12 protein-coding genes are annotated in these 17,788 nt (G+C 45.3%); 10 read left to right on the plus strand and 2 right to left on the minus strand.

The window, feature by feature from the left end:
• Nucleotides 1-50: 50 nt before the first annotated feature.
• The 5 genes from copA to ACQVGT_RS04050 all read left to right on the plus strand — a co-directional run bounded on the left by copA (nt 51) and on the right by ACQVGT_RS04050 (nt 6,738).
• A complete protein-coding gene (gene copA / locus ACQVGT_RS04030) occupies nt 51-2,462 on the plus strand; it encodes a copper-exporting P-type ATPase CopA (protein WP_015483692.1) in 2,412 nt (803 codons plus the stop codon).
• A gap of 160 nt (nt 2,463-2,622) precedes the next feature.
• A complete protein-coding gene (locus ACQVGT_RS04035) occupies nt 2,623-4,731 on the plus strand; it encodes a heavy metal translocating P-type ATPase (RefSeq protein ID WP_144052045.1) in 2,109 nt (702 codons plus the stop codon).
• A 119-nt stretch (nt 4,732-4,850) separates the two neighbouring features.
• Complete coding sequence (bdbD, locus tag ACQVGT_RS04040) at nt 4,851-5,519, plus strand: disulfide bond formation protein BdbD (protein WP_003228414.1); 669 nt, start codon at nt 4,851-4,853, stop codon at nt 5,517-5,519.
• A gap of 4 nt (nt 5,520-5,523) precedes the next feature.
• Complete coding sequence (locus ACQVGT_RS04045) at nt 5,524-5,940, plus strand: disulfide oxidoreductase (RefSeq protein WP_015384637.1); 417 nt, start codon at nt 5,524-5,526, stop codon at nt 5,938-5,940.
• 186 nt (nt 5,941-6,126) lie between these two features.
• Entirely contained in the window at nt 6,127-6,738 is a 612-nt protein-coding gene (locus ACQVGT_RS04050; protein ID WP_003228419.1) for a trimeric intracellular cation channel family protein, read from the plus strand.
• A 109-nt stretch (nt 6,739-6,847) separates the two neighbouring features.
• Here the strand turns inward: ACQVGT_RS04050 and ACQVGT_RS04055 are convergent, their stop codons facing one another.
• Nucleotides 6,848-7,282 carry a hypothetical protein gene (locus ACQVGT_RS04055; protein ID WP_014477979.1) on the minus strand — a complete coding sequence of 145 codons (435 nt, stop codon included), beginning with the start codon at nt 7,280-7,282 and terminating at the stop codon, nt 6,848-6,850.
• 577 nt (nt 7,283-7,859) lie between these two features.
• Between ACQVGT_RS04055 and helD the strand changes: the two genes are divergently transcribed.
• From helD to ACQVGT_RS04075, 4 genes are all read left to right on the plus strand, one after another.
• Nucleotides 7,860-10,184 carry a DNA helicase IV gene (gene helD, locus ACQVGT_RS04060; RefSeq protein WP_015483691.1) on the plus strand — a complete coding sequence of 775 codons (2,325 nt, stop codon included), beginning with the start codon at nt 7,860-7,862 and terminating at the stop codon, nt 10,182-10,184.
• A 170-nt stretch (nt 10,185-10,354) separates the two neighbouring features.
• Complete coding sequence (locus tag ACQVGT_RS04065; protein WP_015483690.1) at nt 10,355-12,172, plus strand: assimilatory sulfite reductase (NADPH) flavoprotein subunit; 1,818 nt, start codon at nt 10,355-10,357, stop codon at nt 12,170-12,172.
• A gap of 25 nt (nt 12,173-12,197) precedes the next feature.
• Nucleotides 12,198-13,913: an assimilatory sulfite reductase (NADPH) hemoprotein subunit gene (gene cysI / locus ACQVGT_RS04070; protein ID WP_015384634.1), complete on the plus strand. Its 1,716-nt coding sequence runs from the start codon at nt 12,198-12,200 to the stop codon at nt 13,911-13,913.
• A gap of 254 nt (nt 13,914-14,167) precedes the next feature.
• The gene (locus ACQVGT_RS04075; RefSeq protein ID WP_015483688.1) at nt 14,168-16,180 is read left to right on the plus strand and encodes a Na+/H+ antiporter; all 2,013 of its coding nucleotides are present in this window, start codon (nt 14,168-14,170) and stop codon (nt 16,178-16,180) included.
• Nucleotides 16,181-16,223: 43 nt separating this feature from the next.
• Here the strand turns inward: ACQVGT_RS04075 and yvgO are convergent, their stop codons facing one another.
• A complete protein-coding gene (yvgO, locus tag ACQVGT_RS04080; protein ID WP_003243913.1) occupies nt 16,224-16,709 on the minus strand; it encodes a stress response protein YvgO in 486 nt (161 codons plus the stop codon).
• A gap of 222 nt (nt 16,710-16,931) precedes the next feature.
• On the opposite strand from yvgO, the gene pgoN reads away from it, so the two are divergent.
• Nucleotides 16,932-17,762: a glyoxal/methylglyoxal reductase gene (pgoN, locus tag ACQVGT_RS04085; protein ID WP_015483687.1), complete on the plus strand. Its 831-nt coding sequence runs from the start codon at nt 16,932-16,934 to the stop codon at nt 17,760-17,762.
• The last annotated feature ends 26 nt before the right edge of the window (nt 17,763-17,788 follow it).

Genomic DNA, 17,788 nt, shown 5'->3' on the forward strand with positions numbered 1-17,788 from the left:
TTTCTTTCATTTTTATATACCCCCCAGGTGTATATAAAGGAGTGAGTATGTTGAGTGAACAAAAGGAAATCGCGATGCAGGTCTCTGGTATGACCTGTGCGGCATGTGCTGCCAGAATTGAAAAAGGCCTGAAGCGGATGCCCGGTGTCACAGATGCAAATGTTAATCTGGCAACGGAAACATCAAATGTAATCTACGATCCTGCTGAAACAGGGACTGCAGCGATTCAAGAAAAAATAGAGAAGCTGGGCTATCACGTCGTTACAGAAAAAGCTGAATTCGATATTGAAGGCATGACCTGTGCAGCTTGCGCCAATCGGATTGAAAAGCGGCTTAACAAAATAGAAGGCGTCGCAAACGCTCCAGTAAACTTCGCTTTAGAAACAGTTACGGTCGAATACAATCCAAAAGAAGCGTCTGTCGGCGATTTGAAAGAAGCGGTAGATAAGCTTGGATATAAGCTAAAGTTGAAGGGTGAACAGGACAGTGAGGCTGCTGCTACTAAAAAGAAAGAAGAACGGAAGCAAACGGCGAGACTGATTTTTTCAGCTGTCCTGTCATTTCCATTGCTTTGGGCGATGGTGAGCCATTTTACATTTACATCATTCATTTGGGTACCGGATATATTTCTCAATCCGTGGATGCAATTTGCGCTGGCGACACCAGTCCAGTTTCTGATCGGCTGGCCGTTTTATGTGGGTGCGTATAAGGCGCTCAGAAATAAAAGCGCCAATATGGATGTATTGGTCGCCCTCGGTACGACGGCTGCTTACGCTTATAGTCTTTATCTTACTTTTCAAAGCCTTGGCTCTCACGGGCATACAGACGGCCTTTACTATGAAACAAGCGCGATTTTGCTGACGCTGATTTTATTAGGCAAGTTGTTTGAAACAAAAGCAAAAGGCCGTTCCTCGGATGCGATTAAAAAGCTGATGAAGCTTCAAGCGAAAACAGCGACTGTTGTAAGAGACGGACAGGAGCAAATCATCCCGATCGACGAAGTGCTTGTTAATGACATTGTTTACGTCAAACCTGGCGAACGAATTCCTGTCGACGGAGAAGTGGTTGAAGGCCGCTCAGCGGTTGACGAATCGATGATTACAGGAGAAAGTCTTCCTGTTGACAAAAATCCTGGTGACAGCGTGACAGGTTCAACCGTTAACGCAAACGGTTTCCTGAAAATTAAAGCTGTCAACGTCGGAAAGGATACTGCGCTTTCTCATATCATCAAAATTGTTGAGGAAGCACAAGGGTCAAAAGCGCCGATCCAGCGTCTCGCTGACCAGATTTCAGGCATTTTTGTGCCAATTGTATTGGGGATTGCCGTTCTCACTTTTCTCATTTGGTACCTTTGGGCGGCTCCTGGCGATTTTGCTGAAGCGATCAGCAAGTTCATTGCGGTTCTTGTCATTGCCTGTCCTTGCGCCCTCGGTCTTGCCACTCCGACGAGCATAATGGCTGGATCTGGACGCGCTGCTGAATTCGGGATTTTATTTAAAGGCGGCGAGCATTTAGAAAAAACACATCGTCTCGATACCATTGTTCTTGATAAAACCGGAACCGTGACAAATGGGAAGCCGCGTCTGACGGATGCCATTCCATTCGGCCGTTTTGAAGAAACAGATTTGCTTCAATTTGCAGCGGCAGCCGAAACGGGATCAGAGCATCCGCTTGGCGAAGCGATTATTGCTGGCGTGAAAGATAAAGGGCTTGAGATACCGAAGCTTACTCGCTTTGAAGCAAAAGTCGGCGCAGGCATTTTGGCTGAAGCCGGAGGAAAAAGCATTCTCGTCGGCACAAGAAAATTAATGGAGAGCGAACAGGTCGAGCATGGGGCTCTTCTCGCCAAAATGGAAGAGCTAGAGGCAGAAGGGAAAACAGTTATGCTTGTATCCATTGATGGAGAAGCAGCTGGGCTAGTAGCGGTTGCAGATACGATTAAGGACACGTCGCGGAAGGCTGTTGCCCGTCTGAAAGAGTTGGGCCTTGATGTCATCATGATGACAGGAGACAATCGCAGAACCGCAGAAGCCATCGCGAAGGAAGCGGGAATTGCGAATATCATTGCGGAAGTTCTTCCTGAACAAAAGGCGGCGGAAATTGTCCGCCTGCAAAAAGAAGGCCGCCAGACAGCAATGGTAGGCGACGGAATTAACGATGCGCCGGCGCTTGCCACAGCTGATATCGGCATGGCGATTGGAACTGGCACGGACATTGCCATGGAAACAGCAGACATTACACTGATTCGCGGCGATCTGAACAGTATTGCCGACGCAATCCGCATGAGCAGATTGACAATGAAAAACATTAAACAAAACCTATTCTGGGCGCTTGGCTATAACAGCCTCGGCATCCCAATCGCAGCACTTGGATTTTTAGCACCGTGGATAGCAGGAGCAGCAATGGCATTCAGCTCCGTTTCCGTTGTTCTGAATGCTCTTCGTCTTCAGAAAGTAAAATAAAAAACCGGCCATATGCCGGTTTTTGTTTTTTATTGACACTTTCTTGGAAAACAACATATAATAGGTATAACTTATATATGAGTATATGCTCATATATATTAAAATGAATGCAATACTCATTGATACGTCTTGAAGAGGGAACCCTAAATCGGAAGGTAAGGTGAGACTAGTGAAACAGGAATACGTTCTGGACGGTTTGGATTGCAGCAATTGTGCCCAAAAAATCGAAAATGGAGTCAACGGCATAAAAGGCATTGACGGATGCGCGGTAAATTTTGCGGCAAGCACCTTAACTGTCTCAGCCGATGGGAAAGAAGAGCAATGGGTTACGAACAAAGTAGAGAAAAAAGTGAAATCAATTGATCCGCATGTAACGGTTCGCCAAAAGCATATAAAGAAATCAGCTGATGATGGCTATCGTAATCGAATGGTCAATATGCTGATCAGAATGGCGGCGGCTGTCATTCTCGGCGCAGCGGCATATTTGGTTCATTCGGGAACCATTGAATTTTTCCTTTTCCTTGGTGCTTATTTGATTATCGGCGGTGATATTATGATCCGCGCAGTCAAAAACATCATCCGCGGTCAGGTGTTTGATGAGCATTTCTTAATGGCTCTTGCCACAATCGGCGCCTTTCTGATTCAGCAATACCCTGAGGGGGTCGCCGTTATGCTGTTTTATCAAATCGGTGAGCTTTTTCAAGGAGCCGCGGTCAGCCGTTCCAGAAAATCAATTAGTGCGTTAATGGACATACGGCCTGATTACGCCAATCTCAAAACAAAGAACGGCATCGAACAGGTTTCCCCGGAGGACGTTCAGACAGGAGACATCATTGTGGTTAATCCGGGAGAAAGCATACCCCTGGACGGTAAAGTCGTGCAAGGGTCAGCGATGGTTGATACATCTGCTTTAACAGGTGAGTCCGTTCCGAGAAAAGCTGCGGAAGGACAAGATGTAATGTCAGGCTTTATCAATCAAAACGGCGTTCTGCATATTGAAGTCACAAAGGGCTATCAGGAATCAGCAGTATCAAAAATATTAGACTTGGTTCAGAATGCGAGCAGCCGTAAAGCCCGGACAGAAAACTTTATCACGAAGTTTGCCAAGTATTATACACCTGCTGTTGTGATCATTGCGGTATTGCTGGCCTTTGTTCCGCCGCTTGTTCTTTCTGGCGCCGCGCTTTCTGATTGGGTGTACCGCGCGCTTATCTTTTTAGTGATCTCTTGTCCTTGTGCGCTTGTTGTCTCTATTCCGCTCGGTTTCTTCGGCGGAATCGGAGCGGCCTCAAAGGCCGGAGTGCTTGTAAAGGGAAGCAATTATTTAGAAGCCTTGAATCAAGTCAAATTTGCGGTGTTTGATAAAACGGGAACACTAACAAAAGGCAGCTTTGAAGTGACGGAAATCAAACCCGCGGAAGGTTTTACAAAGGATAGATTACTTGAAGCGGCGGCATACGCTGAGCTTCATTCACAGCATCCGATTGCTGAATCTGTGCGTAAAGCTTACGGGAAAATGCTTTCCTCCGATGAGGTAGAGTCATACGAAGAAATCTCCGGCCACGGCATTTTTGCAAAGGTAAATGGAACTGAGATCCTTGCTGGGAATAAAAAGCTCATGGAAAGAGAACAAATTGAGGATGTCCCGGATGAAAATGCTGGAACAATCGTACACGTTGCTGTTGATCAACGCTATGCCGGAGCAATCATCATAGCGGATGAAGTAAAGGAAGACGCAGCACAAGCGGTTGCTGATCTGAAATCGCTTGGAATCAAACAAACCGCTATGCTGACGGGTGATTCGAAACAAACGGGAGCAGCCGTCGGAAAACAGCTTGGGATTGGTGAGGTATATGCAGAGCTGCTGCCGCAAGATAAAGTCGCGCAGGTCGAAGCATTAGAAGCTAAGCTTTTGCCTAATGAAAAACTCATTTTTGTCGGTGACGGTATCAATGATACACCGGTGCTTGCCCGCGCAGATATAGGGATCGCGATGGGAGGCCTTGGCTCAGACGCCGCGGTAGAAGCCGCAGACATCGTGCTGATGACAGATCAGCCGTCAAAAATAGCGGAAGCGATTCGGATTGCGAAACGGACACGGCGAATCGTGTGGCAAAACATCGGCTTTGCTTTAGGTGTGAAAGCGATCTTTCTTATTCTTGGTGCATTTGGAATTGCAACCATGTGGGAAGCTGTTTTCTCTGATGTCGGCGTTACACTGCTTGCTGTGGCGAACGCCATGCGCGTCATGCGTCTCAAAAACAAATAAATTGTCGGAGAGAATTCATTTTTTCGGGGTTTTCTTATCGGCGCTTGTCTTGTTAAAATAAAGAAGTGGGTCAATTGCGATCCGCTTCTTTTTTAATTTTAAAACGATGAGGTGTCGGAGTGAAAAAGAAACAGCAGTCTTCTGCGAAATTCGCGGTCATCCTTACGGTTGTGGTTGTTGTATTGCTAGCAGCCATTGTCATCATTAATAACAAAACGGAACAAGGCAATGATGCGGTTTCCGGACAGCCGTCTATCAAAGGGCAGCCTGTGCTTGGCAAGGACGATGCACCGGTAACTGTAGTAGAATTCGGAGATTACAAATGTCCGTCTTGCAAGGTGTTTAACAGTGACATCTTTCCAAAAATACAAAAAGACTTTATTGATAAGGGCGATGTGAAATTTTCTTTCGTGAACGTCATGTTCCATGGAAAAGGTTCAAGATTAGCGGCTCTTGCATCTGAAGAAGTATGGAAGGAAGACCCTGACTCTTTCTGGGATTTCCATGAAAAGCTGTTCGAAAAACAGCCGGATACGGAACAGGAATGGGTAACCCCAGGCCTCCTCGGTGATCTTGCAAAAAGCACCACAAAGATAAAACCTGAGACACTCAAGGAAAATCTTGATAAGGAAACATTCGCTTCTCAAGTGGAAAAGGATTCTGACCTTAATCAAAAAATGAACATACAGGCAACACCGACGATTTACGTCAATGATAAAGTGATCAAAAATTTTGCGGATTATGATGAAATTAAAGAGACAATAGAAAAAGAGCTGAAAGGGAAGTAACGATATGAAAAATAGAATCGTATTTTTATATGCTTCCTGGGTTGTAGCTCTTATCGCTATGCTGGGCAGCCTGTATTTCAGTGAAATCAGAAAGTTTATTCCATGTGAACTGTGCTGGTACCAGCGTATTCTCATGTATCCGCTCGTCCTGATTTTAGGCATCGCCACCTTTCAAGGGGACACACGAGTGAAAAAATATGTGCTCCCTATGGCGATTATAGGGGCATTCATTTCGACCATGCATTACTTAGAGCAAAAAGTGCCCGGCTTTAGCGGCATTAAGCCGTGTGTAAGCGGCGTGCCGTGCTCGGGCCAATATATTAACTGGTTTGGTTTTATTACGATTCCATTCCTGGCCCTGATTGCTTTTATCCTGATTATCATTTTTATGTGCCTGCTGAAAGGCGAAAAATCTGAATAACAAAAAAAGCGCCCGCGTATGCCGGGCGCTTTTTTAATTTCGCAAACTCATGTCCATCAGCAATAGCCGTATTCCCTCTAAATTTATCTTTTTTTCTCATAAAAATGTTATTGATTTTACCCTTGAGCGATTATAAAATCTAGAGGTCGTCAGAAAATTTAACAAACATAAAAGGGAGTCATCAGAATGGCTTGGGAGCTGCTCAGTGTGATTGGCATCATTGCGTTTGCAGTCAGCGGCGCAATTGTTGCGATGGAAGAGGAATATGATATTTTAGGAGTTTATATATTAGGGATTGTCACCGCTTTTGGAGGAGGAGCGATCCGCAACTTGCTGATCGGTGTTCCGGTGTCAGCGCTATGGGAGCAGGGAGCGTACTTTCAAATCGCGCTTTTATCTATTACAATTGTGTTTCTGTTTCCGAAGCTGCTGCTGAAGCATTGGAATAAGTGGGGCAATTTATCAGATGCGATCGGCCTCGCTGCCTTTGCTATCCAAGGCGCACTGTATGCCGTCAAAATGGGCCATCCGCTTAGTGCCGTGATCGTGGCTGCTGTGCTGACGGGAAGCGGGGGCGGAATCATCCGTGACCTTCTTGCCGGGCGCAAACCGCTTGTGCTGAAGGCAGAAATTTATGCAGTCTGGGCGGCTCTCGGCGGTTTAATCGTCGGCTTGGGCTGGCTGGGAAACTCGTTCGGCTTATACGTTCTGTTTTTCGTGCTCGTTGTTTGCCGGGTTTGTTCCTATATGTTTAATTGGAAGCTGCCAAACCGTTCTTTTCGCTTAGATAGTCAGTAAAATAAAAGAAACCTCTCCGTCATGGAGAGGTTTCTTTTATGGTAGCCTGCCGGGATCAAATAAAAAGTCCTTTTCGAATGCTGACCGCGCAGAGCAAAGCTATTTGAAATTAATAGGTAGCCCAAAAGGTATAACTGATGGTTTTTTTAGTTCCTGTGTTAGTGAATTTGAATCTGTATTTTGTTTTGTAGCTTTTAGAAGCTTGTTTGTAACTTAAATTTGTAGAGCCTTTTTTCGTTGCATAAAAAGTTTTAACATTTTTCCAGCCTTTATTTGTCTTTTGTTGCAGAGTTGCTGTAATTTTCCCGCTGCCTGATCCGTTTGCTGTCATGTTGGCCCAAGTTCCTCGTCCCGGATAATAAATCTGAAATGTTGGCGAGTAAGTATAGTTTTTAAATGAGCCCGAATGGTAATGAGTACTCCATATTTGCCCTTTTTTAACCCAATCTTTAGCTTCCGCTTTGTTGTTTACTAGGTCAATTGCCGTAAAACTTGTTACGGCTACGACGAATGCCAGCAACATCATAGATAGCTTTTTCTTCACTGAGTATTTCCTCCTAACTAATTCTGATTCTTTCTTCATGTTTATATCATAAACCGAGAGAAATAATGTAACATCGTCCTATTCTCCCAAATGAAAAACTTCAATTTGTTGAAATATGTCGAAATTGGATGAAAAATGACTATTTTACTGCGACTATAGATACGATAGCAAGGATGTAGTTGCTTTATGGAAGATGACAATAACAGCCAGTTTAGTCATTCTTCACGTTAGATGAACAGACAAACACGGTAAAGCTCTGCGGTGTTTTTAAAATGAAAAAGAAATATTATATCGAAGATTGAATGGAATAAGGAATCGATACTGATGAAAGAGAAGATTCGCAACCTAAGAAAAGCACCTCCAACAGTGATCAATGTGAAATCATAAGAGAAAAAACCGATTTCGAGTTGAAATCGGTTTTTTCTGCATATAAATAACCCAAACCTTGATTGGTATTGGGTGAATGTGCTAAGATAAATTGTATTTGCCAGTTTCGTCATACATTCGATATATGTATCCAATTATACTTTACAGTATTTCATCTATGTTTGTCAACTATTTTCTGGAGGTGCCGTTCATGAATCAGCAGGATAAGGAATGGAAGGAAGAGCAGTCGAGAATAGATGAGGTGCTGCAGGAGCTCGAAAAAAAAGAGCGGTTTCTGGAAACGTCTGCGGGCGGGTTGAAGCATGATATCATCGGATTAAGAAAAAGCTTTTGGGAGGATGTTAAGGTTAATTTTGATGATGCCCATGAAGCGATTGAAACGATGGCAAGCATTAAGCAGCAGGCAGAGCTGCTGTCTGATCGGGAACACAATCATCGGCGCATGGATCAGCAGCTCAAACGAATTCATCAATTAAAAAAATCGCCTTATTTCGGCCGGATTGATTTTATTGAAAACGGCGAGGAGCAGGCAGAGCGAATTTATATCGGTTTAGCTTCCTGTTTGGATGAGAAGGAGGAACACTATCTGATTTATGACTGGAGGGCGCCGATATCAAGTTTGTACTACAATTATTCCCCAGGTAAAGCGGAGTACGAGGTGCCCGGTGAAACGATAGAAGGGGAAATGGTGCTGAAACGCCAGTTTATGATCAAAAACGGCACTCTCAAGGCGATGTTTAATACCGATATGACGATTGGTGATGAAATGCTGCAAGAGGTATTAAGCCATCACTCCGATACCCAAATGAAAAACATCGTGTCTACGATTCAGAAAGAACAAAATCAGATTATCCGTAATGAAAAAAGCAAGATCCTGATCGTGCAGGGAGCGGCTGGCAGCGGGAAAACATCGGCTGCGCTTCAGCGTGTCGCTTATTTGTTATACAGGCACCGTGGCGTCATTGATGCCGGACAAATCGTTTTGTTTTCTCCCAACTTCTTATTTAACAGCTATGTCTCCTCTGTTTTGCCGGAGTTAGGAGAAGAGAATATGGAGCAGGCGACGTTTCAGGAATATATCGAGCATCGTCTTGGCCGCAAGTTCAAATGTGAAAGCCCCTTTGATCAGCTCGAATATTGCCTGACCGAAACAAAGGGAGGCGATTTTCCAACAAGGCTTGCGGGAATCACATGGAAGGCGGGTTTATCCTTTCAGCAATTCATTAATGAATACGTCACACGGCTTTCCTCTGACGGGATGATTTTTAAAAATATTATATTCCGCGGACAAAAGCTGATCACAAAGGAGCAAATTCAATCCTATTTTTACTCATTGGATCAAAATCACTCCATTCCGAATCGGATGGAGCAAACCGCGAAGTGGCTGCTGAGTGAGCTTAACAAGCTTGAGAAAAAGGAACGGCGAAAGGATTGGGTCGTTCATGAAGCTGAGCTGCTTGACAAAGAGGACTACCTGGACGTGTACAAAAAACTGCAAGAAAGGAAACGGTTCAGCGAGAGTACGTTTAACGATTATCAAAGAGAGCAGCAGCTGCTTGCCGCCATCATTGTGAAAAAAGCTTTCAAACCGCTCAAGCAGGCAGTCAGGCTCCTTGCATTTCTTGATGTTTCACAGCTGTATTTGCAATTGTTTTCTGGCTGGGGAGGGAAATTTCAGCATGAGAAGATGGCCGCGATAGGTGAGCTGACCCGTTCGGCATTTACGGATAATAAATTGCTCTATGAGGACGCGGCACCGTTTCTTTATATGCAGGATCTGATTGAGGGCAGAAAGAAAAATACGAAGATCAAACATCTATTTATTGACGAAGCCCAGGACTATTCACCGTTTCAGATGGCTTACATGAGAAGCATTTTTCCGGCTGCCAGCATGACAGTGCTCGGTGATATCAATCAGTCCATCTACGCGCATACCATACACGGGGATCAGCGTATGGATGCGTGCTTTGAGGATGAGCCTGCTGAGTATGTTCGTTTAAAGAGAACATACAGATCAACAAGGCAGATTGTCGAGTTTACCAAAGCGATGCTTCAAGATGGAGCGGATATTGAGCCGTTTAATAGAACCGGGGAAATGCCGCTCGTTTTCAAAACTGAAGGACATGAGAGCCTTTGCCAAAAGCTCGCGCAAGAAATTGGACGGCTCAAGAAAAAAGGGCACGAAACAATAGCCGTCATCTGCAAGGCTGCGCAGCAATGCATACAGGCGCACGCCCACATGAGTGAATATACAGATGTTCGCCTGATTCATAAAGAAAATCAACCATTCCAAAAGGGTGTTTGCGTGATTCCGGTGTATTTAGCGAAGGGAATTGAATTTGACGCAGTGCTTGTCTATGATGCATCTGAAGAACACTATCATACAGAGCACGACCGCAGGCTTTTATATACTGCGTGCACCCGTGCGATGCACATGCTGGCGGTATTTTATACAGGTGCAGCCAGTCCGTTTGTAACAGCTGTGCCGTCTCGCTTATATCAGAATGCTGAATGAAGAGAAGGGAGTCCTTCTCTTTTTTTTATTTACATGAAGCATAGCCGTTTTATCATTAGGATTCTTAATAGTTATCATCATGTAAATATATTTTACTTAAGCCTAGTATTCCGGTAAAGTTCAATTAGATGCAATTTTCGATCAGTTTATAACTTTGTGAGGTGGATATGTTGCAACTTCAGGTAATGAACAGTCCGTTTAATCAGGAGCAGGCAGAGCTCCTTAACCGCCTTCTGCCGACCTTGACCGAATCCCAGAAAATCTGGCTGAGCGGATATTTATCCGCTCAATCTGTTTCCGCCCAAGAAACTGCGGGTGCGCCGGCGGCAGCTGTGTCTGCGGAAGCGGCGGCACCGGCCGTTTCAAAAGAAGTGACCGTTCTTTATGGTTCACAGACGGGAAACGCACAGGGGCTTGCAGAAAATGCCGGCAAGCAGCTTGAACAGAGCGGTTTTCAAGTGACCGTCTCATCCATGAGCGATTTTAAGCCGAATCAGCTGAAGAAGGTAAACAATCTTTTAATCGTCGTCAGTACGCATGGAGAAGGTGAGCCGCCTGATAACGCGCTGTCGTTTCACGAATTTCTGCACGGAAGACGGGCGCCTAAGCTTGAAGATCTGCGCTTTTCCGTTTTGGCGCTTGGTGACAGTTCGTACGAATTTTTCTGCCAGACAGGAAAAGAATTTGATCAGCGCTTAGAAGAACTCGGCGGAAAACGGATTTCTCCGCGCGTTGATTGCGATCTTGACTATGATGAACCGGCAGCCGAATGGCTTGAGGGTGTATTGAAAGGATTAAATGAAGCTGGGGGCGGAAGCGCCGCGCCTGCGCCGGCGGCTGTGTCTCAAACCGGTGAGTCTTCGTATTCCAGAACAAACCCGTTTCGGGCTGAAGTGTTAGAAAATTTAAATTTAAACGGCAGAGGATCAAATAAAGAAACACGCCATGTGGAGCTGTCTCTTGAAGGATCTGGCCTGACTTACGAGCCTGGTGACAGCCTCGGCGTCTATCCGGAAAACGATCCGGAACTTGTCGAGCTGCTCCTTAAGGAAATGAATTGGGACCCGGAAGAAATTGTGACGCTTAATAAGCAAGGTGATGTCCGTCCGCTGAAAGAAGCGCTGATTTCTCACTATGAGATTACCGTTCTCACAAAACCGCTTCTTGAACAGGCAGCCCAGCTGACAGGGAACGATGAGCTTAGAGAGCTTTTAGCCCCGGGAAATGAGGAGAATGTAAAAGCCTATATTGAAGGGCGCGATTTGCTTGATCTCGTCCGTGACTATGGCCCATTTAGTGTATCTGCGCAGGAGTTTGTCTCGATTTTGCGAAAAATGCCTGCCCGCCTTTATTCGATTGCAAGCAGTTTATCCGCAAATCCGGATGAAGTGCATGTAACAATCGGCGCAGTCCGCTACGATGCGCACGGCCGTGAACGAAAAGGCGTCTGCTCGATTTTGTGCGCGGAACGTCTGCAGCCGGGTGACACACTGCCGGTTTATGTACAGCACAATCAAAACTTTAAGCTTCCGAAAGACCCTGAAACACCGATTATCATGGTGGGCCCTGGGACAGGCGTCGCACCTTTCCGTTCCTTTATGCAGGAGCGTGAGGAGACGGGAGCGGAAGGAAAGGCATGGATGTTCTTTGGCGATCAGCACTTTGTCACGGATTTCCTTTACCAGACAGAGTGGCAGAATTGGCTCAAAGACGGTGTGCTGACAAAAATGGATGTGGCGTTCTCACGTGATACGGAAGAAAAAGTATATGTGCAGCACCGCATGCTTGAACATAGCGCAGAATTGTTTGATTGGCTTCAAGAAGGAGCGGCTGTTTACATTTGCGGAGATGAAAAGCATATGGCGCATGACGTCCATCACACATTACTTGAAATTATCGAAAAAGAAGGCAATATGAGCCGCGAAGAAGCGGAGGCTTATCTTGCCGATATGCAGCAGCAAAAACGCTATCAGCGTGATGTATATTGATTTGACTTGAAAGGAGTTTTTCAACATGGTGACCAAAATTCTAAAAGCACCGGACGGCTCTCCAAGTGATGTTGAACGCATTAAAAAAGAAAGTGATTATTTGCGCGGCACGCTGAAAGAAGTGATGCTCGATCGAATCAGTGCCGGAATTCCGGATGATGACAACCGCCTGATGAAACACCACGGCAGTTATTTGCAGGATGACCGCGACCTTCGAAATGAACGCCAAAAGCAGAAGCTTGAGCCCGCATATCAGTTCATGCTGCGCGTGCGTATGCCAGGGGGCGTCTCGACGCCTGAACAATGGCTTGTCATGGATGACCTGTCCCAGAAATACGGGAACGGCACATTAAAATTGACGACACGTGAAACGTTCCAAATGCACGGGATTCTGAAATGGAACATGAAGAAAACCATTCAGACGATCCACTCAGCACTTTTGGATACGATCGCAGCCTGCGGAGACGTAAACCGTAACGTCATGTGTGCATCAAACCCTTATCAATCTGAAATCCACTCAGAGGTATACGAGTGGTCTAAAAAATTAAGTGATGATCTGCTGCCGCGGACGAGAGCATATCATGAAATTTGGCTTGATGAGGAAAGAGTTGCCGGCACGCCGGAGGAAGAAGTCGAGCCAATGTACGGACCGCTCTATCTGCCGCGGAAGTTTAAAATCGGTATTGCCGTTCCGCCGTCTAATGATATTGACGTCTTTTCACAAGATCTCGGATTCATTGCGATTGTCGAGGATGGCAAGCTGATCGGTTTTAACGTGGCAATCGGCGGCGGTATGGGAATGACGCATGGCGATACTGCGACATATCCGCAATTAGCCAAGGTGATCGGATTCTGCCGGCCTGAGCAAATGTATGACGTTGCTGAAAAAACGATTACGATTCAGCGTGATTACGGCAACCGTTCTGTCCGTAAAAATGCGCGGTTCAAATACACAGTTGACCGCCTCGGTTTAGAAAACGTAAAAGAAGAATTGGAAAACCGTCTCGGCTGGAGCCTGGAAGCAGCGAAGCCGTATCATTTCGATCATAACGGCGACCGCTACGGCTGGGTGGAAGGCATCGAGGATAAATGGCATTTTACGCTGTTTGTCGAAGGCGGCCGTATAACGGATTACGATGATTATAAGCTGATGACGGGCTTGCGGGAAATCGCCAAAGTTCATACAGGTGAGTTCCGGCTGACAGCCAATCAAAACTTAATGATTGCGAACGTTTCAAGCGATAAAAAAGAAGAAATCAGTGCTTTAATTGAACAATACGGACTAACTGACGGCAAGCACCATTCAGCGCTCCGCCGCAGCTCGATGGCGTGCGTCGCTCTTCCGACCTGCGGATTGGCAATGGCTGAAGCAGAACGTTATTTGCCGACCCTGTTAGATAAGATTGAAGAGATTATTGACGAAAACGGCCTTCGTGATCAGGAAATCACCATTCGCATGACAGGGTGTCCGAACGGCTGTGCACGTCATGCACTCGGTGAGATCGGATTTATCGGAAAGGCGCCGGGCAAATATAATATGTATCTTGGCGCTGCGTTTGACGGAAGCCGTTTAAGCAAAATGTACCGTGAAAACATCGGTGAAGCAGACATTTTAAGCGAGCTGCGCATCCTTCTTTCCCGTTATGCGAAAGAACGCGAGGAAGGCGAGCATTTCGGTGACTTTGTCATCCGCGCGGGCATTATCAAAGCAACAACTGACGGTACGAATTTTCATGACTGAGAAAGAAAGACGAGAGACAGGGAGTAGCTTCCTGTCTCTTTTTTCTGTAATTTGCTCTGCTGCAAAAAAGTTCACTGTGAGCATATCATGAGAAAAAATACCCTAAAAAGGGTACTATAAAAGAAGACAAGTGTGGAGGAAACTCCTGCGAAACCACGTAGCGGATGCAAGGCCACCCTAGCTCAAGGGCTTTTAGACAAACAGATTTTTTGGCTCATCATGCCGACACACAACAGACGAAGGAGGTCATGCATTTGGACATATTTTTAGTTGTGCTCGTATTATTAACGATTATTGCGATTTCTAATATCGTGAACCGGTTTATTCCGTTTATTCCGGTGCCGCTGATTCAAGTGGCTCTTGGGATTCTTGCCGCCTCATTTCCACAGGGACTTCATTTTGAATTAAACACCGAATTGTTTTTTGTTCTGTTTATCGCGCCTCTGCTATTTAATGATGGAAAGAGGACACCGCGGGCAGAGCTTTGGAATTTAAGGGCTCCCATTTTATTGCTTGCACTCGGCCTTGTATTTGCGACTGTGATTGTAGGCGGCTACACGATTCACTGGATGATTCCTGCTATTCCGCTGGCAGCGGCCTTTGGACTTGCGGCCATTCTTTCACCGACTGATGTCGTCGCTGTCAGCGCATTATCAGGAAGAGTGAAAATGCCGAAAGGGATTCTTCGCCTGCTGGAAGGTGAGGGGCTGATGAATGACGCATCAGGTCTGGTGGCCTTTAAGTTTGCGATTGCAGCGGCAGTGACTGGTGCATTTTCATTAGCACAAGCGGCTGTCAGCTTTGTCTTTATTTCTCTCGGAGGCTTGCTGTGCGGGGTTGTCATTTCATTTTTGATTATTCGTTTTCGCCTACTTTTGCGCCGCCTTGGCATGCAGGATGTCACGATGCATATGCTGATTCAAATTCTGACGCCATTTGTGATTTATTTGGCAGCTGAAGAAATCGGCGTTTCCGGCATTTTAGCTGTTGTGGCTGGCGGTATTACCCATGCGGTTGAGCAGGATCGTCTGGAATCAACGATGATCAAGCTGCAAATCGTCTCCTCAAGTACGTGGAACATTATTTTATTTATTTTGAACGGCTTGGTCTTCGTTATTCTCGGCACGCAAATCCCTGATGTTATTTCTGTTATCTTTAACGACACTGCCATCAGCAACATGAAGGTGATCGGCTATATCCTAGTCATCACATTTACGTTAATGCTCCTCAGATTCCTGTGGGTGCTGTTCTTCTGGAACGGCAAATGGTTCTTTAATAAAGATCAGAACATCTATAAACCGGGTCTTCGTTCGACGCTGTTAATTTCGATTTCCGGTGTGCGTGGAGCAGTAACGCTTGCAGGTTCTTTTTCCATTCCGTATTTCCTGGAGGACGGCACGCCGTTTCCGGAAAGAAATCTGATTCTCTTTTTAGCAGCCGGCGTCATTTTATGCACGCTTGTCATTGCTACCGTTGTGCTGCCGATTCTGACTGAAAAAGAAGAAGAGGACGAGGAACGAAACAAGAAGCTGCTGACGGCGAGACGCAAATTGATCAAAACAGCCCTTCAAACGATTAAAGAGGACATGAATGAGACAAACAAAACGGCCTCTCTTGCGGTGATAGCTGAATACAATGAGAAAATGAAAAATCTTCGTTTTCAGCAATATACATCGTCTAATCGCATCAAAAAGCACGAGCGTAAAGTCCGTGCCCAAGGGGTTAAGGCAGAGCAAGAGGCGCTGATGAAAATGCTGGAGCGGGGAGACATCCCGGAAGAAACAGCAAATGTGCTGCAAGAACGATTTAACGAGTTGGAAATTTTGTATGCGAACCCGTTTAAAGTCGGATTATCAAAAACAAGGCTCAAGAGGCTGATGTATTGGATTTTCTTCGGTGAACATAAAAAGCCGGAGATGTCGATTTTAAATGAAGCGGGATTGATACGGGCAACAAGAGTGAAAACGGCAAAAGCAGCGATAGAATATCTGGAAAAACACAAGACGGAAGAGCATAAAGAAGTGTTTTTATCTGTCATTACATTCTATAAACAGTTAATTTTCAGGCTGGAGCACAGCCATCATGAGCTGAAATCAAGCGCCCATTTTGAAAATCAGAAGCTGGAAGTGAAGCTGAAGGCTGTACAGGCGATCAGAAATGAAATTCAAACACTTTTCGAGGAAAGAGAAATTTCCCGGGACATCTCCCATGAGCTTCGCCAATACATTAATGATGTCGAAGCCGCCATGCTTGAAGGCGGCGAATAAATGCAGCAAAAAAGCTGGCGTTAGAGCGCCAGCTTTTTTTATATTAAGGGCGATGAAATGCGACAGTGCTGCCATCCCGGTCGAACCAGCCTCTGAAGGCCCAGTTGATCCAGCCGCCATCGCCTTTGTTTGTAAAGGTTCCGTCTTCAAATACCCAAATGCCATACGTAATGCCGTCGTAAACGGCTGAGCCGTAAAATTGCACACCGTTCAAATGATCTTCATATTCCTGGCTTAAATTAAAGACCATGACGTTATATTTTTGGCCGGACGCGTAGAAGGAAGACTCCATGAGGTTTTTCACAAACCCATCCCTGTTCTGTGCGGATTTGATAGCATCAGCGATCTGGTTGGCAATTCCAAGTACATCCAGGTTGACGTTTAAACCTACATCAGCGGCAGTTGTTCCAGCAGTAGTTGTCTGCGACATCTTCGGAGCAGGATTTTCTTCAGCGGAAGCAAAGGACAAAGGGGCAATTGTCAAAGCGGCACCAAGAGCAAGTGTCATTGGGATACGAATACGTTTCAAGTTGTTTCCTCCTTTGTTTTCATTTGGTTACACTACACGCATACCCTGCTCAATGTATTTGTAATCTCAATATTGTTAAAATAGGAAAAAAATAGTGTTTGAATTTGCCTGTGCTGTGAAAAAAGAAGCAAAAAGAGGGTCTTAAGCGTATTATTGGTATCGGCTGAGAGGAATGTGAGATAATATAGACGCTTACATTTCAGTGAAAGGGTGGATGTTCAAGTGCCAACAAGTTTAAAAGATACTGTAAAGTTACATAACGGAGTTGAAATGCCTTGGTTCGGTCTGGGTGTTTTTAAAGTAGAAAATGGTAATGAAGCGACTGAATCAGTGAAAGCGGCAATTAAAAATGGCTATCGCAGTATTGATACAGCAGCGATCTACAAAAATGAAGAAGGCGTTGGCATCGGGATTAAAGAATCCGGTGTGGCAAGAGAAGAGCTCTTCATCACATCAAAAGTGTGGAATGAAGATCAAGGCTACGAAACAACGCTTGCTGCCTTTGAAAAAAGCCTGGAAAGATTGCAGCTTGATTACTTAGATTTATATTTGATCCATTGGCCTGGCAAAGATAAATATAAAGATACATGGCGTGCGCTTGAAAAGCTGTACAAGGACGGCAAAATCCGCGCGATCGGCGTCAGCAACTTCCAAGTACATCATTTAGAAGAGCTGTTGAAAGATGCTGAAATCAAACCGATGGTGAACCAAGTTGAATTTCACCCTCGCTTGACGCAAAAAGAATTAAGAGATTACTGCAAAGCGCAAGGCATTCAGCTGGAAGCGTGGTCTCCGCTCATGCAGGGACAGCTTTTGGATAACGAAGTACTGACACAGATTGCTGAAAAACACAATAAATCTGTGGCTCAAGTGATTTTGCGCTGGGATCTGCAGCATGAAGTTGTAACCATTCCAAAATCCATTAAAGAACACCGTATCATCGAAAACGCTGATATTTTTGATTTCGAATTGTCTCAAGAAGACATGGACAAAATTGACGCATTAAATAAAGATGAGCGTGTCGGCCCAAATCCTGATGAGCTTCTGTTTTAATCAAAAAACTCCCCGTTGCGGGGAGT

The organism is Bacillus sp. SCT118, from assembly GCF_058566435.1.

What these genes read in the sequence shown, in the direction of transcription:
- ACQVGT_RS04045 (WP_015384637.1), top strand. Translation starts at nt 5,524, where the DNA reads ATGAAAAATAGAATCGTATTTTTATATGCTTCCTGGGTTGTAGCTCTT.
- ACQVGT_RS04050 (WP_003228419.1), top strand. Translation starts at nt 6,127, where the DNA reads ATGGCTTGGGAGCTGCTCAGTGTGATTGGCATCATTGCGTTTGCAGTC.
- helD (WP_015483691.1), top strand. Translation starts at nt 7,860, where the DNA reads ATGAATCAGCAGGATAAGGAATGGAAGGAAGAGCAGTCGAGAATAGAT.
- cysI (WP_015384634.1), top strand. Translation starts at nt 12,198, where the DNA reads ATGGTGACCAAAATTCTAAAAGCACCGGACGGCTCTCCAAGTGATGTT.